Genomic DNA, 20,675 nt, shown 5'->3' with positions numbered 1-20,675 from the left:
GCTCCTCATCAAGTCCGCTCGACTTGCATGTATTAGGCACGCCGCCAGCGTTCGTCCTGAGCCAGGATCAAACTCTCCAAGAAAGTTTGTGACTCATTTTGAATCTGACGAGAATTTAATTCTCATTTGTGCTCCACAAATCATTCAGCCAAAAGACTCGAACCAATTTGCTTCGCGATCGGCTTTGCAAGCAAAGCCTGTATCTCACTCGTTGTTCAGTTTTCAAAGATCAAACTTTTCGTTTTCGTCACCGCCGTTGTGTTCAGCAGCAACTTTTATAATATATCATGTTTTGTTTCTTAATGCAAGCTTTTTTTGAAATTGTTTTTTCAAAGCTTTAAAGCTTGCTGGCTTTAAATGCATAGCGCATTTATCGGCCGGAATAATAATATATCATGAATCTATTTAGCTTGCAAGCTTTTTTTTGAAATTAATATGTTCAGGGATATAAGAACGGTATTTAGGTAGAATCCATTGCTTTGCTCGGTCGAATCTTCCTATATCCCATCCCCGCTACTTTTGCTCTTTTGGCCAAATCGTATAGCTGAAGCTGATTAAAAAATCGATCGCCAAAATCATGCCCCACATCCTCGGTATGCCTTTTAACGCTTCCGTCCTCGAAGGGTCATTTACCATCCAGATCATCAGCATCAGCAAAACGACGCCCACAACCCACGCCATCAAATGCCGGTACCACCCTTCCCGCTCGCGCCGGGCGCGCTCTTTTCCGTACTTCGGCGCAGGTGCCGGCTTTTCCCCTCCTGCAAAGCGGTATGCAAAACGTTCATCCGCCCATTTGATCATTCGATGTCCGTATGCGACGGTGACCCCAATATATATCGCGGCCAACCCGTGCATGAATTCCGCCGTGGCTCCGCTGCGCAAATCGATGACCGTAAACGCGATAAGAAAAATATCGACAACCGGCGTGGCAAAGAGCAAGATGGCTCCCGTGCGCTTCCATCCCGCAATATACCTGGCGCTAAGACCGGCCAGAACCAGCACCCAAAATCCGATTTCGCACGCCACAATCAAAGCTGCAATCATGATGGCTTCACCCTTCCCTTTTTAGAACAATTGTATTAAAAACAATTTATCACGACTGTATTAAAAAAACAAGGGAAATGTTATACTAAGGACATGCCTAAAATCGTGGATCATGAAAAACAAAGGGAAAAAGTTGCGGAAGCCACCTGGCGCGTCATTCAAAAAATGGGGCTGGACCAGGCTTCGGTCCGGAACATCGCGGACGAGGCCGGATTGTCCGTGGGTTCGATGCGCCATTATTTCTCGACGCATTCGGAACTGCTCTTCTATGCCATGAAGATGGTTTCCGACCGTGTCGGAAAACGGATCGCCAACATTGATTTCAGCGGGGACCTTTTGACGGACATTCCTCTCCTCGTCGACGAGATTCTGCCTACGGACGAGGAGAAACGGCTCGAAATGGAGGTCTGGTTCGCTTTTGTCGTCAAATCGCTGTCCGACAAGGATCTCGCTAGATATCGCCTGGAAGTCGATGATGGGCTCAGGTCCATTTTTATTGAAATCATGGATGGATTGGCCGCCAAAAACCTGGCTGCCCCAGATTTGGACGCCGAGCTTGAAATCGAACGCTTTTATGCCTTGATCGACGGATTGGCCATCCATGCCGTACTCAGGCCGGAAAAGTTGCCGGCGGACTTGATGCGCAGAACCGTATATCGTCATCTTCAGTCGCTTTGCCGCCCATCCGAATGAAACGCAAAAAAGGAACAGACGTGACCCCGTCACGCTGTTCCTTTTTTCTTATGTTATAAAAGCTTGCGGCGAATCTTCATCTCCATGTCCCAAGAAGTCCGATGAATCCGGTCATGAAATTCGTCTTCCCCGTTAAACCGATTTAAGCTACTCCTGCGTACGGTTTCTCATATGAGGGAATAACAGTACGTCGCGGATCGAAGGCGAGTTGGTCAGCAGCATCACGAGACGGTCCACGCCGATGCCGAGTCCGCCTGTAGGCGGCATGCCGTATTCGAGCGCATTCAGGAAGTCCTCGTCCATTTCATGCGCTTCGTCGTTGCCTTGCTCCCGTTCCTTGAGCTGTGCTTCGAAACGCTGGCGCTGGTCGATCGGGTCGTTCAGCTCGCTGAAGGCATTGGCATGCTCGCGCGCCACGATAAACAGCTCGAAGCGGTCCGTAAAACGCGGATCCTCTTCGTTTTTCTTCGCCAGCGGCGAGATTTCCACCGGATGCCCGGTAACGAACGTCGGTTGGATCAACGTTTCCTCTACAAATTCCTCGAAGAACGCGTTCAGAATATGGCCGAAGGTCATATGCGGCTCGACTTTGACGTTATGCTCCTTGGCAAGGCGATGCGCCTCTTCATCCGTCATGTGCACGCCGAAGTCTACGCCTTTGACTTCTTTAACCGCATCCACCATGGACACGCGGCGCCAGCCCGGTGCGAGGTTGACCTCATGCCCCTGGTAATTGATGACCTGGGTGCCGAGCACTTCCTGCGCGATGTGGGCAATCATGTTTTCCGTCAAGTTCATGATGTCCTTGTAATCGGCATAAGCTTCATACAGCTCGATCATGGTGAATTCCGGGTTGTGGCGGGTGGAAATGCCTTCGTTCCGGTATACGCGTCCGATCTCGTATACTTTTTCCAGGCCGCCGACGATCAGGCGCTTCAAGTGAAGTTCGATCGCGATGCGCATATAAAGCTCCATGTCGAGCGCATTATGATGCGTGATGAACGGTTTAGCGGCAGCGCCGCCTGCGATGGCATGCAGCGTCGGCGTCTCCACTTCCAGATAACCCTGGGAGTCCAAATAGCGGCGCATCGACTGAATGATCCGGGAACGGGCGATAAACGTTTGCTGTACTTCCGGATTGATAATCAGATCCACGTAACGCTGACGGTAACGAAGCTCGACGTCCTTCAGGCCGTGATATTTGTCGGGCAGCGGATTGAGGGACTTCGCGAGAACCTCGACTTCGCTCGCTTTAATCGTCGTCTCTCCCGTTTTGGTCTTGAACATCGTGCCGGCGATTCCGACAATATCCCCGAGATCAAGCAGGCGGAACGCTTCAAAAGCCGTTTCCGGCACGGAATCCTGACGCACGTAAATTTGGATTTTGCCGCTGAGATCCTGAATATGGGCAAAAATCGCCTTCCCCATGCCGCGTTTGGCCATAATCCGGCCCGCTACCTTCACTTCGATATGCTGCTCGTCCAGCTCTTCTTTGGTCATACCGTCATATTTCTTAAGCAGCTCTCCCGCATGATGGGTGCGGTTGTATTTTTTTCCAAAAGGATCAATCCCAAGGCCCCGCAGCTCGTCCAGCTTGCCGCGGCGAATTTGCAGCATTTCGCTAAGTTCCATTTCTTGTTCGTGGTTGTTTACTTCTTCCGACATTTTCATTCGTCACTCCTTCAATCCTACTGCCTGTCCTTCCAAGAAAAACAGGGTACTGCATGACATAACCGGGGAATACATGAATTCATTCCCATTTCATCCTATATATCTGAAAAAAAGCTTCCTAAAGGAAGCTCTTTCTTACAATCCTAAAGCACGCCGATCTTATTTCTTGATATCGATGATTTTGTATTGGATCACGCCGGCAGGCACGTTTACGTCCACGACGGCTCCTTTTTGCTTGCCTAAGATCGCCTTGCCGACCGGGCTTTCATTCGAAATCTTGTTGTTTAGCGGATCGGATTCAGCCGTGCCCACAATCGTATACTCCATCGTGTCGCCGTACTCCATGTCCTGCACGATCACCGTCGCGCCAACCCCGACAATATCGGTATTGATTTCGTCGTTGTTGATGATGCGCGCATTGCGAAGCATTTTTTCAAGGGTGATGATGCGCCCCTCAATAAAGGCCTGCTCGTTTTTGGCATCCTCGTACTCGGAGTTTTCGCTGATATCGCCGTAGCCGATGGCTACTTTGATCCGTTCCGCAACCTCGCGCCGCTTGACCGATTTCAGGTTCTCGAGTTCGTCTTCCAGCTTTTTGAGTCCGTCCTGTGTCAGAATGACTTCTTTATCGCTCATCTTAACCGATTCTCCTGTCATATAAATGAATTTAAAGCGATTCGGTTTCATAACCCATTCCACCCATTATGAAACGGAATCAAAAAAACGAGTATAGAATGAACTACCCAGCTTGCTTTAGATCAATCTATATTTATGCAAAGTGTGAAGGATCAGAACATCCCTCTGCTGTTTTAAGGATAAAGTCGAATTTATACTGAAAAATTATATGGTAAGCATTTCAAAATGTCAATCGCGCGCAATTTTGTATATGCATGGTCATGACATGGCGGAATTACCGGGGAACCGCCGCCTCCTCAACCGCTTCTGCTTCCAGTTGCTCCCTCTCTTTGAGGCTTGCAACGAAATTTTCCAAAATTCGGGCCATTTCGTCCCGCTTCGTTCCTTCCATGATTTCGTCTTTGATGCGGGCGGATCCTTTGAGCCCTTTCAAATACCAGGCCAAATGCTTGCGCATTTCGCGTACGGCCACCGCTTCTCCCCGCAACGCAATGAGACGGTCCATATGCAAAATCGCGATGCGGATCTTCTCCTCGGCCGTCGGTTCCGGCAGCAGCTCCCCGGTTTTCAAATATTCGATCGTGCGGTACAGCATCCATGGATTGCCCAGCGCTCCGCGGCCGATCATGACCCCGTCGACTCCGGTTTGGTCCAACATCCGTCGGGCATCCTCGGGGGTAACCACGTCCCCGTTGCCGATGACCGGGATCGATACCGACTCTTTGACTTGTTTTATAATATCCCAGTCCGCATGGCCGGTATACAGCTGTTCGCGGGTACGGCCGTGTATGCTGACCGCTTTCCCTCCGGCGCGTTCCACCGCTTGGGCGTTTTCGACCGCGAAAATGTGGTCGCTGTCCCAACCCGTGCGCATTTTGACCGTCACCGGTTTGTCTACCGCATCCACCACGGCCGCTACCATTTCGTAAATTTTGTTGGAATCGAGCAGCCAGCGGGCGCCTGCGTCGATTTTGGTCACTTTGGGCGCAGGGCAGCCCATGTTAATGTCGATAATATCGGCATTCGTCTGTTTATCCACGACCTTCGCCGCTTCCACGAGCGAGTCGCGGTCGCCTCCGAAAATTTGCAGGCTGAGCGGTTTCTCCCTTTCGTCGACAAAAAGCATCTCCTGCGTGCGCCGATTGCCGTGGACGATCGCTTTGCCGCTAACCATCTCCGCGCAAACCAGTCCGGTTCCGAACTCCTTGGCGATCAACCGGAAAGCCGGATTGCAGACACCCGCCATCGGAGCGAGGACGACCTGATTTTTCATTTCAATATCGCCAATTTTCAACATGGGATCTCTTTGTCGCTCCTTTGACTTCATGTAATCATTTATATACCCGTAACTCTAAGGATTGGTAAGCTCCTCGGGCGATATGCCCAGTACCTCCGCAATTTTCGCAAGCGTGCGCTCGTCGGCATGGCGGTTGCCCCGCTCGATGGCGCCAAGCACCGTCAGCGAAATGCCGCATCCCGACGCCAGCTCCTGCTGCGTGTATCCTTTTAACTTCCGAAAGGCGCGGATGCGCTGTGCCAGCTGCATGTTTTCCAAAGCTGTAAACCGTCCTTTCCATCCAGTCTTTCCAACGCTGCGAACAGGATAGGCCGCAATCCGGAGGATTCGCCCTCCGGCACGACGTCTTTCAAAGGGACGAGCACAAACAAACGCTCTTCCATGCGAGGGTGGGGCAAAATCAGCTCCTCGGTGTTTTCCCGCCGCCCCTCCATCCAGATCAGGTCCAAATCGACGGTTCTCGGGCCCCAGCGTATATGCCGAACGCGTCCAAGGTCTTTTTCGATTTGCTGCATGACGTGCAGCAGTCCGTAAGCATCGAGCGTGGTGCGAACCCGTACGGCCATATTCAGAAAAAGGGGCTGGTCGACGTAACCGACCGGCTCGGTCTCATATAAATCGGAACATTCGAGCACCGCGACGTCCGGATGCCGATCGAGACGTTGCACCGCATCCATCAGCGTTTCCTCGCGGTCGCCCAAATTGGCCCCTAAAGCAATATAAGCCTCTGATGACTCAGAGGTGGATTGTGCATTCATGGCAGATTCTCGCTTTCTTGTTCTCGGGACTAGCAAAAAGGCTTCGTCAGCCGCTCATTCTTTGCTAACTCCTCGTTCTGTGAAGCTCCACGGTGACCCCCTGAAAATGGATGTCAAAGGGAGGGTGCGGTTTGGTCACTTTGACCGTCAATGCATCGATACTAGTATAAGTGTCCAGTAACAAGGATGCAACACGTTCGCCGAGCGCCTCGATGAGGCGGAAAGACTCGGTTTCAACGACTTTTTTCACGAGCTCGTGCACTTCGGCATAATTTACCGTTTTGCTCAAATCGTCATTTCGGCCGGCTTCCCGCAAATCGAGCTCCAGCTCCAAATCGATATAGAAACGTTGGCCCAGCTTGCGTTCCTCTTCAAACACACCGTGGTACCCGTAATATTCCATCCGATGCAGCTTCATTTTATCCATGGATCCGTCATCCCTCCGTAATATGTTCGCGTACCCTTCTCGTATCCGGCGAGGCATACAGCATCGCGTCGCACATATCCACGGTCCGCTTGATTTGTTTCACGTCATGAACGCGCACGATTTGGCAGCCTTGGGCAATGCCGAACGCGACCGTGGCCGCCGTTCCTTCGACGACGTCCCCAACCGGAAGATCCAGCACGGTACGGATAAACTTTTTGCGGGAGGTCGCGAGCAGCACCGGATAACCGATCCCGACGAGCCGGTCAAGCTGCGTCATGATCTGCAGGTTTTCCGGCAAATTTTTCGCAAAACCGACGCCCGGATCCAAAATGATCCGTTCACCGGCAACGCCGGCCTTCAGCGCCAATTCGACGCTTTCCTGCAGGTCCCGCACGACGTCGGCCGTAAAATCGCCGTAGTTCATATCTTTCCTGTTGTGCATCAAAATAATCGGGCAGCCGAGTTCGGCGGCCGCTTTGAGCATATCCGGGTCCTTTTTGCCTCCCCAAATATCGTTCATGATATGGGCTCCCGCCCGGATCGCTTCCCGCGCTACCTCCGCTTTATACGTATCCACCGAGATCGGGATATGGGGGGCGGCCCGGTGCAGCGCTTCAATGACCGGAATAATCCGGCGCAGCTCCTCTTCCGCGGACACCGGCTCGTAACCCGGCCGCGTCGATTCGCCTCCGATGTCGATCAAGTCCGCCCCGTCCTCCACCATTTGCAAGGCATGCCGAACCGCTTGATCCGGGTCGACGTACCGGCCTCCATCCGAAAATGAGTCGGGGGTTACGTTCAAAATACCCATAATTTTGGTGGATGCACCAAGCTCAAGCACCGCTTCGCCCATCCGGTATGTCCGTTCATAGATTGTCGTTTTCATGATAGCCTCCCGTTTGCCGGCGGTACAACCGCAGCAGTATATCCGTTAACGGTCCGATTCGCCCTTCGCCGATGATCGAAACCGTGCCGTCCGGGTCGATCAACGAGGTGACGGGCACCAATTCCTGAATGGAAGTGGTCAGCCAGATTTCATCCGCTTCCCGCAAGTCTTCCCAAGTGTAAAACCCTTCCTCGCAGCGTATTCCCGCCTCCGAGGCCAGCTCCAAAACCAACCCGCGCGTAATGCCGGGCAGCAGGCCGCAAGCCGTATCCGGCGTACAGACCTTTCCGTTTTTCGCGAAAAAGACGTTGCTCACGATCCCCTCCGACACATGCCCGTCCGCATTCAGCATCAAGCCTTCGGCATGAAGCCGCACCGCTTCGGGATCGGAGGAAAGCTCCCTCTTCGCCAAAATGTTGTTCATGTAATGGAGCGACTTCAAACGGACGGGGCCTTCCGGCGAATTTCGCCGGGTGCCCAGCAGTTTAAGAGGTTTGCCGTGGGTATACAGCGTCGGCGCCGGCTCGGGCAGCGGTTTCGCCATCAGCACCGAAGCGGGACGGCTATACATTCCCGCGGGCAATCCGAGCGTATCCTCCCCCGCGCTGACCGTGTAACGGACATACGCTTCCACCAGCCCGTTAGCCTCCATCAGCTCGGCAATCCATTCCCCCAGCTGCAGGGCATCCGGAAGCGCGGAAACGTCGATGCCCAGCGTTTTGCAGCCCGCCGTCAGTCGAGCCAAGTGCCGCTCCAGCAAAAACGGCTTCCCGCCATAGGTCCGGAGCGTTTCGAACAAACCCATGCCGTATAAAAAGCCGTGATCCATTACGGAGACCACGGCAGCAGAAGCATCCATACATTGACCGTTTATCAGAATCCGATTCATGCGCCCGTCGTCGCCGTCCGCTTCAGGAAATTGCGCAGCATCTGGTGTCCATGGTCGGTAATAATCGACTCCGGATGGAATTGAACGCCCTCGATCGGGTACTCCTTGTGGCGAAGTCCCATAATTTCGCCCTCTTCCGTTTCTGCGGTAACTTCGAGGCAATCGGGCAGCGTGCTGCGCTCCACCAGCAGGGAATGGTACCGCGTCGCCGTAAACGGCGACGGCAATCCCTCGAATACCGACGTTCCTTGATGCAAAATCGGCGACGTTTTGCCGTGCATCAGCCGCTCGGCCCGAACGACCTTGCCGCCGAATGCCTGTCCGATGGCCTGGTGCCCAAGGCATACGCCAAAAATCGGAACCTTGCCTTTAAAATGCTCAATGGTCTCGAGGCTGATTCCAGCTTCATTCGGAGTGCACGGCCCTGGCGAAATCAGAATATGATCGGGAGCCAGCGCTTCGATTCCTTGGATGTCGATTTCGTCATTGCGGAATACTTTGACCTCTTCCCCCAGTTCCCCGAGATATTGAACCAGGTTATACGTAAAAGAGTCGTAATTGTCGATCACCAGAATCATGCTCTCATCTCCTCTTCACGCCGCTGCGACCGGGCAGCCGCTTCCTTTTCGCTCAAAAGGACTGCCTTGACGACGGCTTTGGCTTTATTATGGCATTCGCGGTATTCGCGGTATGGCTCGGAGTCGATCACGACGCCCGCGCCGGTCTGAATCATGCCGATCCCGTCCAAAACGACCAGCGTTCTTATGATAATATTTAATTCCAAATTTCCATTGTAGTCAATCCAGCCCATGGAGCCCGTATACGGGCCGCGTCTGACCGGTTCCAGCTCTTCGATGATCTCCATCGTGCGCACCTTCGGCGCTCCCGTGATCGTGCCCCCCGGGAAGAGGGCGGCAATCACGTCAAACGCGTCTTTGCCCGGTGCGAGCCGTCCCTCCACCTGGGAAACCAGATGCATGACATGGGAGTACTGCTCGACGGTCATCAGCTCCGGTACCCTGACCGTCCCGTAGGCGGCCACTTTGCCGATGTCGTTGCGCTCAAGATCCACCAGCATGACATGTTCCGCGCGTTCCTTTTCGCTGCCCAACAGCTCGGCGGCCATCGCCTCGTCCTCCGCCTTCGTATGCCCGCGGCGCCGCGTGCCGGCGATCGGACGGGCTCCGATCAGGTCCCCTTGCCGCTTGACCAGCAGCTCGGGAGATGCGCTCACAAGGCTGAAGCCCGGAGAACGAAGCATTCCCATATACGGCGACGGATTCAATACTCTCAGCCATTCATAAATCCGTTCCGGTTCGGATTGCAGCTTCCGTTCCTGCCTGAGCGACAAATTGACCTGAAATACGTCTCCCTGCCGGATATAATCCTGGATCGCCGTGACCGCCCGTTCAAAAGCCTCGCGCGTAAAGGCGCTTTCCATGCCGGGCCATTCGCCCGAATCCAGCTCCGTTTGCCCGTCCTCCACGTGTTTTTGCCGATGCAGCCGTTCCTCTTCGATCTCGTCTCGCGCTTGTACCGTAAACCGGGACCATCGGTCACACATCGTTTGGGCCCTTTCCCGGGCGGCATCGTAAGCCCCGCCCAGGTCAGTATCTGCCTTTACGTTCGCATGGACCGCACAAAAGAGTTTTTGCCTAGCATGGTCATAGATCCAAATCTCGTCGAATAACATCCAAAGGTAATCCGGGACATCCGGATGGTCGGCAGCGGTAGCCGGAAGCTCTTCGAGGAACCGGACGACATCGTAACCCAGGAAACCGACGCATCCCCCAAGAAACGGCGGCAGGTCGGCCGCCAAATCGGCCCGGTCCTCCGGCGCAGGCCCAGTGTAAGGCGCCATCCATTGTTTTATAGCCTTAAGCGGAGATGCTGCCGAACATGCCGTGCTGCCTTCCTGAAGGCAGGTTACGCGCGCTTCTTCTCCCTTCCCCCGCAATACCGATGCAGGTTCCAGCCCCAAATAGGTGTAACGTCCATCCTTGCCGCTCTCGAGGACAAAGGAATGCGGAGACGCCTGTTTCCAGGCATGCGACCAAGACGCGGGCAGACCGCTGCTTTTCCCCCGGCAATCCGCCTCGAGTACAAAAGGCAGCATCGTATATCCTTTCTCGGCCCACCTTTTCCAATGCTTCAACGTAATGACGCTTTCCCCGTTCATTTCTTCATTCCTTTCGCTGCAAAAGCTTCTCTATTGGTTGTCAGTATACTTGCCCGCTCCCCTTTTGAAAAGGCCCTTTCCCGGTTTTTTGCCGAAAACGCCCGATTCCCCAAAAAAACCCTGCCGCCGTAAAAACGGAAGCAGGGCTAATAATGTTCGAATTAACCTTCGAAGTTATAGAGCGGCGTGCTGAGATAACGTTCGCCGTTGCTCGGGATGATCGCGACGACGCGTTTTCCTTTTCCGAGTTCCTTGGCCACCTTGAGCGCGGCATATACCGCTGCGCCGGAAGAAATGCCGGCAAGGACGCCTTCTTCTTTCGCTACGCGGCGCGCCGTTTCAAAAGCTTCTTCGTTCTCGACATGAATGATTTCGTCATAGATTTCGCGGTTCAAAATGTCGGGAATGAAGTTCGCGCCAAGACCCTGGATCTTGTGAGGACCCGGCTTGCCGCCGGCCAAAATCGGGGAAGCCGCTGGTTCGACCGCAACGATTTTGATATCAGGGAAACGGTTTTTCAGCACTTCGCCCGCGCCGGAGATCGTGCCGCCCGTACCGATGCCCGCTACGAACGCATCCAGCGTGCCGCCGATGGACTCGATCGCTTCAACGATTTCCGGACCCGTCGTTTCGCGGTGGATTTTTACGTTGGCCGGATTTTTGAACTGCTCAGCCATGAAATAACCCGGGTTCTCCCGTACGATTTCCTCGGCTTTTTTAACGGCTCCGTTCATGCCCTCCGCTCCCGGAGTCAGCACCAGCTCAGCTCCATAGGCGCGAAGCAGGTTGCGGCGCTCCAAGCTCATCGTTTCCGGCATGACGATCACCGCTTTGTATCCTTTCGCCGCAGCGACCATCGCCAGGCCGATCCCCGTGTTGCCGCTTGTTGCTTCCACGATCGTGCCGCCGGGTTTCAGCGTGCCGTCCTTTTCAGCTTCCTCCACGATGCTGATGGCGATCCGGTCTTTAACGCTTGCTCCCGGGTTTTGGTATTCGAGCTTGAGGTAAATTTCCGCGCTGTCTTCCGGAACCAGACGGTTCAAACGAACAAGCGGGGTGCTGCCGATCAATTCAGTAACATTATTCACGACTTTAGCCATAGTAAAAATCCTCCCTTTTGAACGGTAAAATTCGTTTTAAGATGTATGCGGATTCAGTTCGTGCGTCTGGCTGTAAAAACCGATTTTATATCCGAGTAAATAAGTAGGTATTTAGTACCTTTATCTTAACAACCTTCCCTCCGAATGTCAATACGAACCCTGCATGAGCAGCGCTTCATTTCCGCATCCGGCCTAAGGCACCCCGGCCTGACTCCAAAAAAACAACCCTCGCTTCATGGATCCGCAGATCCACTCGGCAAAGGTTTGAAAAAGGCATTATCTCGCCCCCTGCCCGGGCGGGGTTTCGGCTATGATTTTAGCGCCGTATTTATCCCGAAGCTGCGCCTCAAGCTCCGTTAACGGGACGGCTTCGTTCAAAGCGAGCTGTTTGCGGATGCCCTCCCGGATGTCCTCGCTGCTTGGTTTCTCCGTTTCTTGGATATCGATGACCTGCATCACCGCGTATCCGTCGTCCTGAAGCTGGATCGGACCCGCAATGTCCCCCGTCTGCAGCTCCTTGGCCGCGTCGAGCAGCTCCGCCGGAACGAACGGATCGTCTTCTTCAATCCAACCGAGGCGGCCACCTTGCAGGCGGGTATATTCGTCGAGGGACAGCTCTTCGGCCAGCTTGCCGAAATCCTCTCCCCGTTCAAGGCGGTCCAGCGCCTCATTGGCGGCTTTACGGCTTTTGAGCTTGATCCACGCCAGCTCGTATTGCTTTTTCGGCTCGAATTCCTCTCGATGCTCCTCCAGGTACCTGTCCACGTCCGCATCGCTAATATCAATATGGAGGGTAGCGATTTTTTCGAGCGTCAATTGGTAAGCTGCTTCCGCCCGAATATCCGCGGGGGAAAGGCCCAATTGGGCGTACATCGATTGAAAATAAGCTTCCTCCGACTCGTATCCGGCGGCATCGGCTTTGACCTTCTCCGCGATTTCCTCCGGCGTTACCCGGATTTGCAGCGCTTTGGCTTCGGCATCCACCGCCTTCTGGTTCAGCATCTGCAAAAGCATGTTCTTCCCATGCGTCCGCTTCAACTCTTCGACCCACTCGTCCTCCGTGATGATCTGACCGTCGAAAGCAGCGACGGCTTTCAGGCCGCCCTGCTCTTCATCCGGTTCATGCACGGTCCCGGCGGGCTTTAGCCCCCGGATGACGATGAGGCTCCCCATAAACAACACGCCCGCTGCCAAAATGATGACTGCGGCCCATAATGCCTTTTCTTGTCTGGTCATCATCCTGTCATCCCGTGCCTTAACGAATTGCTCTGTCCAGAATCTGCTGCAATTCTTCTTTATTAAAGCTGTAAGCTTCGTTGCAGAAATGGCACACGACTTCGGCATGGCCGTCTTCCTTGATCAGCTGCTCCAGCTCATCCTTCCCGAGGCTGACCAGCGTCTGTTCCACCCGTTCCCGCGAGCATTTGCACTGGAAACGGATATCCATATGCTCAAGGACTTCCACGTCAGGCAAAAGCCACCGCAGCATTTCATCCAGTTCCAGCCCCTGATCGAGCAGCGACGTCACCGGCGGCATGGCTCCGACGGCCCGCTCGATCACGGTGATTTCCTCATCGCTGAGTCCCGGCAGCAGCTGCACGATAAAACCGCCGGCCACGATGACGGAATTGTCGGGTGCTACCAGGACGCCCAACCCTACCGCCGATGGCGTCTGTTCGGAGGCGGCAAAATAGTACGTGAAATCTTCGCCCAGCTCCCCGGAAATGATCGGAACGCTGCCGCGGTACGGCTCCTTCAGGCCCAAGTCCTTGGTCACGTGCAAAAAGCCCTGGCCGACCGCGCCGGCGACGTCCAGCTTACCTTGGCTGTTGCTCGGCAAATGGGTATGCGGTTCGTCCACATAACCTCTAACTTCGCCTTTGGCGTTGGCATCGACGACAATTTGGCCGATCGGGCCGTCGCCTTTTACCTGAATCGTCAATTTCTCCTCGCCTTTGAGCATGGCCCCCATCATGGCGCCTGCCGTCAGCGTCCGCCCCATGGCGGCCGTAGCAGTAGGCCACGTATCATGTCTTCGCCGCAATTCCTCGACGAGCGCCGTCGTCCTTACGGCGAAAGCCCGGACGCGCCCGCCCATGGCGGTGCCTCGAATGAGGCCGTCTTGTTTATTTTCCATGTCCATCTTAGACTCCTTGCTTTGAATTTGAAGATATTGTAGTCCGCTTTCATTTACGATATGTTCGATGACACCCCTTATGAGGGCGCAAAACGGCTTTCCCTTCGCTTATCGTTCCCCAAAAACGAAGGTCAGGTTCAAACCGGACGTTTGCTATTTGTTGCGCTCATATATAATCCGCAGCCCTTCGAGCGTCAGCATCGGGTTGACCTCATCGATCGCTTCCGATTCGCTGGCGATCAGCTCCGCCAGCCCGCCGGTGGCTACGACCTTCAGCGAAGGGGAACGCATTTCCTCCTTCATCCGCTTGACGATGCCGTCCACCTGACCGGCATACCCGTAAATGATCCCGGCCTGCATGGCATGCACCGTGTTGCGGCCAATCACCTTTTTCGGCTTTTCGAGCTCGATGCGCGGAAGCTTGGACGCCCGTTCGACCAAAGCCTCCGTCGAAATGCCGATGCCCGGCACGATGGCGCCTCCGAGATAATCCCCTTTTTCGTCGACGCAGTCAAACGTCGTTGCCGTCCCAAAGTCGACCACGACCAGCGGCCCTTTGTACAGCTCGACCGCGGCCACCGCATTCACGATCCGGTCCGCGCCGACCTCGCGCGGGTTTTCGTTGCGCAAATTCAAGCCTGTTTTAATGCCCGGTCCGACCATAAGCGGGTGTTTGCGAATATATTTACGGCATGTCTGGTCGATCACATGAACCATCGGCGGAACGACGGAGGACATGATGACGCCCTCAATGTCCGAAACGTTAATCCCTGACATATGGAACAAATTGTGAAACCATACGCCGTATTCATCCGATGTCGATTGACGGATGGTGCTTAGACGAAAGTGGTGAAGAAGCTCTCGCCCTCTATAGATGCCCAGTACAATGTTGGTATTCCCGATGTCGATGACAAGGATCATGGGGACGATCCCTCCTTTATTTTACAGCATTGAGATCCAGACTGATGTCAAGACTCTCAAAAGAATAGGTTAACCGCCCCACGGATATGACGTCAACCCCGCACTCGGCAATTTCTTTGACCGTTTGCAGCGAAACGTTGCCGGAAGCCTCGACGCGGACATGCGGCGCCTTCGTTTTGATCCGTCTGACCGCCTCTCTCATCATCGCTTTGTCCATGTTGTCCAGCATGATGATGTCCGCCCCGGCCTCCAAAGCCTCCTCTACCTGCTCCAGCGACTCCGTTTCCACCTCAATGGTCATTGTGTGGGGAATATGGGCGCGAGCCCGTTCAACCGCCAGGCGAATTCCGCCCGCTCCTTTAATATGGTTGTCCTTAATCATGACGGCGTCATACAGCCCAAAACGGTGATTGGCACCGCCCCCGACCCGCACGGCATATTTCTCCAGCATGCGGTGACCCGGCGTCGTTTTGCGCGTGTCGACGAGCCGGGCAGGCAAACCTTCAAGCTTATCCACGAACATGCGGGTCCGGGTGGCAATGCCGGAGAGGCGCTGCAAAAGATTCAGCGCAAGCCGTTCCCCCGTCAAAATATGGTGCGTGCTCCCTTCGACGACAGCCAGCACGGTCCCCTTCGTAACGCGGTCTCCGTCCTTTACGCAAGGCGTAAACGACAGTCCGGGATCCACCACTTGAAACACCAGCTCCGCAACCGGAATGCCGGCCACGACGCCGTCCTCCTTGGCATGAATGATGCCCTTGGACTCGTGGCCCGGGGGAATGGTGGCCATCGTCGTCACATCGCCGGATCCGACGTCCTCCTTCAACCATAAACGGATGGATTCCACCAAACCTTCGTTATATCCGTTAAACATCATCGCTGAATTCCTCCATCATTTCATCTTCGCGCCGCTGCAGCAGATGTTTGCGCCACACGGCGTCGTCTCTTTGAGGGTAATCTTCCCTGTAATGGGCGCCCCGGCTTTCCGTTCGTTCGAGCGCGGCCCGGGTTACCAGCATGCTGCTGGTCAGCATGTTGGCGAATTCGAACTCCTCTTTCTTCGTGAGCTCCGACTGGAAAATCGGCAGCTGCCGCTGCAGCTCCTCCATCCCTTTGCGGAGCATCGTTCCGGTGCGCCGCAGTCCGGCATACCGCACCATCACCTTCTGCAGCTTGAGCCGCCGTTCGATGACCGCCTGCTTGGGAGCGCCGGTCCGGCCCTCCAGCTGATGGGACAAGTCGATTGAACCGACCACGGGGGCCAAAGCGCGAATCCGGTTTACGATCCGTCTGCCGAACACGATCGCTTCGGAGAGCGAGTTGCTCGCCAATCGATTGGCCCCATGCACGCCGGTCGAAGAGACTTCCCCGCAGGCGAACAACCTGGCTACGCTGCTTTCCCCGTTCAGGTCCGTTTTAACGCCGCCCATCATATAATGCGCAGCCGGAGCGACGGGAATCCAATCCGTTGCCATATCCAGGCCATAGTTCATGCAGGTTTCGTAAATGGTCGGAAAACGGCGCTTGATAACGTCCTGCGGTTCGTGCGTAATATCCAAATACACGAAGGTCGCCTTCGTTTCCTCCATCTCGCTGAGGATGGCCCGGGCCACGATGTCCCGCGGCGCCAGCTCAAGCAGCTCGTGGTATTTTTCCATGAAGCGTTCGCCCTTAATGTTGCGCAGCACGGCCCCTTCCCCCCGCACCGCCTCGGAAATAAGGAAACGCGGGGCACCGGGGTAACAAAGCGCGGTCGGATGAAACTGGAGAAATTCCATGTCGCGGATTTGCGCGCCCGCCCGGTAAGCGATGGCAATTCCGTCCGCGGTAGCCACCTCCGGATTCGTCGTATAGCGATAAAGCTGTCCGGCCCCACCCGTGCACAGAATGGTAGCCGCCGCCTTGACATACACTCTCTGGCCGTCGGGACGCTGTACGAGCGCCCCGACGCATTCGTTTCCGGTCGTTATGACGTCGATCACAAAATGATGCTCCCATACTTGGACGCGTTCATGGCCCCGTACCTGCGCCGCCAGCGCCCTAACGATCTCAAAACCCGTCGCGTCGCCGTTGGCATGCAAAATCCGGCGGCGGCTGTGGGCGCCCTCCTGCGTCAACGCAAGCTCCCCGTCGATCTCGTCGAAGGCCGTGCCCAGCCGGATTAGCTCTTTGACGCCTTCAGGCCCCTCATTCACGAGAATATCGACCGCAGCCGACGAGCATAACCCCGCGCCTGCCATCAGCGTATCCTCACGATGGTATGCCGGAGAGTCGTCTTCCGAAGTCACGGCGGCGATTCCGCCTTGCGCATAGCGGGTATTGCTCTCCAGAAGGGCGTTTTTCGTAATCATAAGCACGTTCAGGTCTTTCCCCGCCTCAATGGCCGTATACAAGCCCGCAATGCCGGAGCCGACCACGATGACATCGGTTTCCACGCAAGGCAAGGACTGCAGGTCAAAATCAACCAAATACTGAGGAATCATGCATCATTCACCTGTCTTAGAGAAAGAGTAGCGCATGCTACTGTACTTGTAACATGCGCTCTAAAGAAATCCGGGCCTTGTCTGCGACGGCCGGCGGTACGTAAATTTGCGGCTTCATCGTTTCAAGGCACTTCACCAATTTTTTAAGATTGTTTACCTTCATGTTCGGACATACCAAATATTTGGTCGCAAAGTGGAAGGTCTTGTGCGGACTGTCCATGCGAAGCTGGTAGCCCGTGCCGTCTTCGGTTCCGACGATAAACTCCTGGCAATCCGACTTTTTGCAGTAATCGATGATCGCCGTCGTGCTGCCTACGAAATCTCCCATCGCAACCACTTCAGGACGGCATTCCGGATGCACGACGAACTGGGCGTTCGGATGTTTGGCTTTCATTTCCACAACGTCTTTTACGGTCAGCATGTCATGCGTATTGCAGTAACCTTCCCAAATGATCATTTTTTTGTCGGTATGCTGCTGTACGTAATGGCCGAGGTTTTTGTCCGGCACCCAAATGATCTCGTCGCAATCCAGCGATTGGATCACCTTCACCGCATTGGAAGAGGTGCAGCAAATGTCCGTTTCCGCTTTCACGTCGGCGGAGGAGTTGATATATGTAACGACTTTGGCGTTCGGATGTTGGGCTTTCAGCTTGCGGAGCCCATCCACGTTCACCATGTCGGCCATCGGGCAGCCTGCGCGTTCGTCCGGAATCAAAACCGTCTTGTTCGGAGCCAAAATTTTGGCGCTTTCCCCCATGAAATGCACGCCGCAAAAAACGATCGTCTCCGCATCCGTTTGCGCGGCTTTCTGCGCAAGCAAAAAGGAATCACCGCGGAAATCGGCAACCTCCTGAATTTCGTCCCGTTGATAATAGTGAGCCAAAATAATTGCGTTTCTTTCTTTTTTGAGCTGCATCAGCTTCTCGGTCAATTCCCGTTTTTGCTCCTCTTTATGCTGCAGCGCCAGAGCTTCCACCAGAAACCCACTCCTTTAATAAGGTCATCACATGATCCATGATATTGTGAAAATTCTCTCAAAGTTAGGTGTCTAAGCCTCGAGGTTTTTCAGTTATCAACTAATGTACACAAGGTTTCACGGGCTGTCAATTGGGCGGGAAGTTCGGCATAAACAGGTCCATCCTGCCAAAAAATCCTTATAGGGCGCATGTTTCGTGCATCCCTTCAGAGCAAAAAAGCTTGATTGAAAAAATAAAAATTTTTCATGATGCTTGGCTCAGGCTCCTTCATGCAAAATGAAAACAATCACATGCTCAGGACATACGCTGTGATCGACGGTTCCGTACTCATTGGGGTAAAGCTGCTAAAAAACAAAAAAACCCGGAAGACGATTGCCGTCGTCTTCCGGGTTTTGTATGTCCTGCTGGGTTTACGCTTTCGTACCTGGAGGCGTGCCTCCGTTATTCGGATCGTCTGCCGGCGGGTTCGTCGGATCGTTCGGAATGTCCGAAGAGCTCTTCGGAGCATCGTTCGGAATCTCATTCGTCGGCAAGTCGGCATTGTCCTCTTTGCCTTGAATGCGAACGCGAACGTCGCCGATCTCGTCGATTACGGGCGCGCCGCTTTCGGAGGAACCTCCGTTTTCACCGTCGCGCGGTCCGTCTTCCGACAGGTATCCTTGTTCGATCAGCTCTTTGATTTGCTCCAGCTCCAGAGTTTCTTTCTCAAGCAGCGTATTCGCGATGAGATGAACCTCTTTGGCGTGTTTGGTCAACAAATCTTTACAACGCTGATAACATTCGTTGGTCATGCGCTGCATTTCCTGATCGATTTCATAAGCGATGGAATCACTGTAATTTTGCTCGTGTCCAAGATCGCGGCCAAGGAATACTTGGCCTTGGGACGAACCGAATTGCAGCGGTCCAAGCTTCTCGCTCATGCCGTATTCCATGATCATGCTGCGGACGATGTTGGTCGCCTGCTGGAAGTCGCTGTAAGCGCCCGTTCCGATTTCCCCGATAAAGAGTTCCTCGGATACGCGGCCGCCGAGAAGGCCTGTCACTTTATCCAGCAATTCCTGCTTCGTGACGAGCATGCGGTCTTCCTTCGGCATCATGATGACGTATCCGCCGGCACGGCCGCGAGGAATGATCGTTACTTTATGCACCATATCGGCGTTTTCCAGGAAGTAGCCGACAATGGTATGGCCCGCTTCGTGATAAGCGACGATCCGCTTCTCGCGTTCGCTGATCACGCGGCTGCGTTTTTCCGTACCGACAATGACGCGGTCGATCGCTTCGTCGACCTCGCGCATGGAAATATCCTTCCGGTTGCGGCGTGCCGCAAGCAGGGCAGCCTCGTTCATCAGGTTTTCCAGCTCGGCGCCGGTAAAGCCGGTCGTGCGTTTCGCTACCACGTCAAGCTTAACGTCTTTCGTGAGCGGCTTATTGCGTGCATGGACTTTCAGCACCGCTTCGCGGCCCTTCACGTCCGGACGGTCGACCGTGATTTGACGGTCAAAACGTCCCGGACGCAAGAGCGCAGGGTCGAGAATATCCGCACGGTTCGTCGCCGCAACGATGATGATGCCTTCGTTGCCGCCGAAACCGTCCATCTCTACGAGCAATTGGTTCAGCGTTTGTTCGCGCTCGTCATGGCCGCCGCCAAGACCGGCGCCGCGCTGACGGCCAACCGCATCGATTTCGTCGATAAATATAATACATGGCGCATTTTTCTTGGCGTTCTCGAACAAATCGCGAACGCGGGAAGCACCGACACCTACGAACATTTCCACGAAGTCGGAACCGGAAATGCTGAAGAACGGAACGCCGGCTTCCCCGGCTACCGCGCGGGCAAGGAGCGTTTTACCCGTACCCGGAGGGCCTACGAGCAGCACCCCTTTCGGAATGCGGGCGCCGACTGCGGCGAATTTCCGCGGATCCTTAAGGAATTCCACGACTTCGACAAGTTCCTGTTTCTCTTCATCGGCCCCGGCCACATCTTCGAATGTGACCCTCTTCTTCTCTTCATTATATAAGCGCGCACGGCTTTTGCCGAAGTTCATCACTTTGCCGCCGCCGCCCTGTGCCTGATTGAACAGGAAGAAGAAAAGAATGAACATGATAACCAAAGGAATCATGGAGGAGAGCAGCGTCAGCCAAATGCTTTCGCCTTCCATTTTCTTCTGGGTATAGCTCATGCCGGTCTTGTCGCTGGCGTCAACCAGCTCTTGGATCGCGGCATCCGTAGCCGGAATGTAGGTTGAGAAGCTGTCGGATTTAGCCCCTTCCGGTTTTTGATTATATTTACCGGTTACGAGATAGGCGTAACCGTCAAATTGAACCGTGATATCCTTCACATTGCCAGCCTTAATCTCTTGCCGAAATTCATCATATCTAGGATTGTGAGCAGATTCACCGCTGCTGCTTACGAACTGGACAATGCCCACCACAACTAAAAAAAGAATCAAATAAAAACCAGAATTCCGGATGAACCGATTCATCCCCTACCTCCTCTCAAAACACTTTAATTATTTTACCATAGCCTGTCTGACCATCTCAACAGAGGTGGTATTAGCATGAACCGTCAGCAAA

20 protein-coding genes and 1 rRNA gene are annotated in these 20,675 nt (G+C 54.3%); 1 reads left to right on the top strand and 20 read right to left on the bottom strand.

The window, feature by feature from the left end; all coding sequences use genetic code 11:
* Together AC27KL_RS27220 and AC27KL_RS27215 are read right to left on the bottom strand one after the other, a co-directional pair.
* Positions 1–83: ribosomal RNA gene (locus AC27KL_RS27220) — 16S ribosomal RNA — on the bottom strand; the annotation flags it as partial.
* 430 nt (positions 84–513) lie between these two features.
* A complete protein-coding gene (locus AC27KL_RS27215) occupies positions 514–1,047 on the bottom strand; it encodes a hypothetical protein (protein ID WP_487171721.1) in 534 nt (177 codons plus the stop codon).
* A 105-nt stretch (positions 1,048–1,152) separates the two neighbouring features.
* Here AC27KL_RS27215 and AC27KL_RS27210 point away from each other — a divergent pair, with 105 nt between their 5' ends.
* Entirely contained in the window at positions 1,153–1,740 is a 588-nt protein-coding gene (locus AC27KL_RS27210; RefSeq protein ID WP_487171720.1) for a TetR/AcrR family transcriptional regulator, read from the top strand.
* 147 nt (positions 1,741–1,887) lie between these two features.
* On the opposite strand, the gene lysS is transcribed toward AC27KL_RS27210, so the two are convergent.
* From lysS to ftsH, 18 genes are all read right to left on the bottom strand, one after another.
* Positions 1,888–3,405: a lysine--tRNA ligase gene (gene lysS, locus AC27KL_RS27205; protein ID WP_339325260.1), complete on the bottom strand. Its 1,518-nt coding sequence runs from the start codon at positions 3,403–3,405 to the stop codon at positions 1,888–1,890.
* A 165-nt stretch (positions 3,406–3,570) separates the two neighbouring features.
* Positions 3,571–4,047: a transcription elongation factor GreA gene (gene greA, locus AC27KL_RS27200; RefSeq protein ID WP_160045468.1), complete on the bottom strand. Its 477-nt coding sequence runs from the start codon at positions 4,045–4,047 to the stop codon at positions 3,571–3,573.
* Between the two features lie 274 nt (positions 4,048–4,321).
* Entirely contained in the window at positions 4,322–5,344 is a 1,023-nt protein-coding gene (gene dusB / locus AC27KL_RS27195) for a tRNA dihydrouridine synthase DusB (RefSeq protein WP_487171719.1), read from the bottom strand.
* 54 nt (positions 5,345–5,398) lie between these two features.
* Positions 5,399–5,602: a helix-turn-helix domain-containing protein gene (locus tag AC27KL_RS27190; RefSeq protein WP_487171718.1), complete on the bottom strand. Its 204-nt coding sequence runs from the start codon at positions 5,600–5,602 to the stop codon at positions 5,399–5,401.
* Complete coding sequence (folK, locus tag AC27KL_RS27185) at positions 5,554–6,102, bottom strand: 2-amino-4-hydroxy-6-hydroxymethyldihydropteridine diphosphokinase (protein ID WP_036712785.1); 549 nt, start codon at positions 6,100–6,102, stop codon at positions 5,554–5,556. The genes AC27KL_RS27190 and folK overlap by 49 nt, the downstream gene beginning before the upstream one ends.
* Positions 6,103–6,166: 64 nt before the next feature.
* A complete protein-coding gene (gene folB, locus AC27KL_RS27180) occupies positions 6,167–6,529 on the bottom strand; it encodes a dihydroneopterin aldolase (RefSeq protein ID WP_212952169.1) in 363 nt (120 codons plus the stop codon).
* A 7-nt stretch (positions 6,530–6,536) separates the two neighbouring features.
* Positions 6,537–7,415 (bottom strand): dihydropteroate synthase, encoded by an 879-nt coding sequence (gene folP, locus AC27KL_RS27175; protein WP_212952168.1) that lies wholly within the window; start codon positions 7,413–7,415, stop codon positions 6,537–6,539.
* The gene (locus AC27KL_RS27170) at positions 7,396–8,304 is read right to left on the bottom strand and encodes an aminotransferase class IV (protein ID WP_487171717.1); all 909 of its coding nucleotides are present in this window, start codon (positions 8,302–8,304) and stop codon (positions 7,396–7,398) included. Before AC27KL_RS27170 ends, folP begins: the two co-directional genes overlap by 20 nt.
* Complete coding sequence (gene pabA / locus AC27KL_RS27165) at positions 8,301–8,882, bottom strand: aminodeoxychorismate/anthranilate synthase component II (RefSeq protein ID WP_339322877.1); 582 nt, start codon at positions 8,880–8,882, stop codon at positions 8,301–8,303. The genes AC27KL_RS27170 and pabA overlap by 4 nt, the downstream gene beginning before the upstream one ends.
* Positions 8,879–10,483, bottom strand: a complete 1,605-nt coding sequence (locus AC27KL_RS27160; RefSeq protein WP_487171716.1) for an anthranilate synthase component I family protein — start codon at positions 10,481–10,483, stop codon at positions 8,879–8,881. The genes pabA and AC27KL_RS27160 overlap by 4 nt, the downstream gene beginning before the upstream one ends.
* 161 nt (positions 10,484–10,644) lie before the next feature.
* Positions 10,645–11,583 (bottom strand): cysteine synthase A, encoded by a 939-nt coding sequence (gene cysK / locus AC27KL_RS27155; protein ID WP_036712783.1) that lies wholly within the window; start codon positions 11,581–11,583, stop codon positions 10,645–10,647.
* A gap of 276 nt (positions 11,584–11,859) precedes the next feature.
* Positions 11,860–12,819, bottom strand: a complete 960-nt coding sequence (locus AC27KL_RS27150; RefSeq protein ID WP_487171715.1) for a peptidyl-prolyl cis-trans isomerase — start codon at positions 12,817–12,819, stop codon at positions 11,860–11,862.
* A gap of 19 nt (positions 12,820–12,838) precedes the next feature.
* The gene (gene hslO, locus AC27KL_RS27145) at positions 12,839–13,720 is read right to left on the bottom strand and encodes an Hsp33 family molecular chaperone HslO (RefSeq protein WP_036712801.1); all 882 of its coding nucleotides are present in this window, start codon (positions 13,718–13,720) and stop codon (positions 12,839–12,841) included.
* A gap of 153 nt (positions 13,721–13,873) precedes the next feature.
* Complete coding sequence (locus AC27KL_RS27140) at positions 13,874–14,641, bottom strand: type III pantothenate kinase (RefSeq protein WP_339322874.1); 768 nt, start codon at positions 14,639–14,641, stop codon at positions 13,874–13,876.
* Positions 14,642–14,657: 16 nt separating this feature from the next.
* Positions 14,658–15,518: a carboxylating nicotinate-nucleotide diphosphorylase gene (gene nadC / locus AC27KL_RS27135; RefSeq protein ID WP_487171714.1), complete on the bottom strand. Its 861-nt coding sequence runs from the start codon at positions 15,516–15,518 to the stop codon at positions 14,658–14,660.
* Entirely contained in the window at positions 15,508–17,124 is a 1,617-nt protein-coding gene (gene nadB, locus AC27KL_RS27130; protein ID WP_487171713.1) for an L-aspartate oxidase, read from the bottom strand. Before nadB ends, nadC begins: the two co-directional genes overlap by 11 nt.
* A 37-nt stretch (positions 17,125–17,161) precedes the next feature.
* The gene (nadA, locus tag AC27KL_RS27125; protein WP_212952160.1) at positions 17,162–18,100 is read right to left on the bottom strand and encodes a quinolinate synthase NadA; all 939 of its coding nucleotides are present in this window, start codon (positions 18,098–18,100) and stop codon (positions 17,162–17,164) included.
* Positions 18,101–18,511: 411 nt separating this feature from the next.
* A complete protein-coding gene (ftsH, locus tag AC27KL_RS27120) occupies positions 18,512–20,584 on the bottom strand; it encodes an ATP-dependent zinc metalloprotease FtsH (protein ID WP_212952159.1) in 2,073 nt (690 codons plus the stop codon).
* Positions 20,585–20,675 lie beyond the last annotated feature (91 nt).

The organism is Paenibacillus sp. YAE3 (genome assembly GCF_057546105.1).
This window is presented reverse-complemented; position numbering and strand designations above follow the sequence as displayed.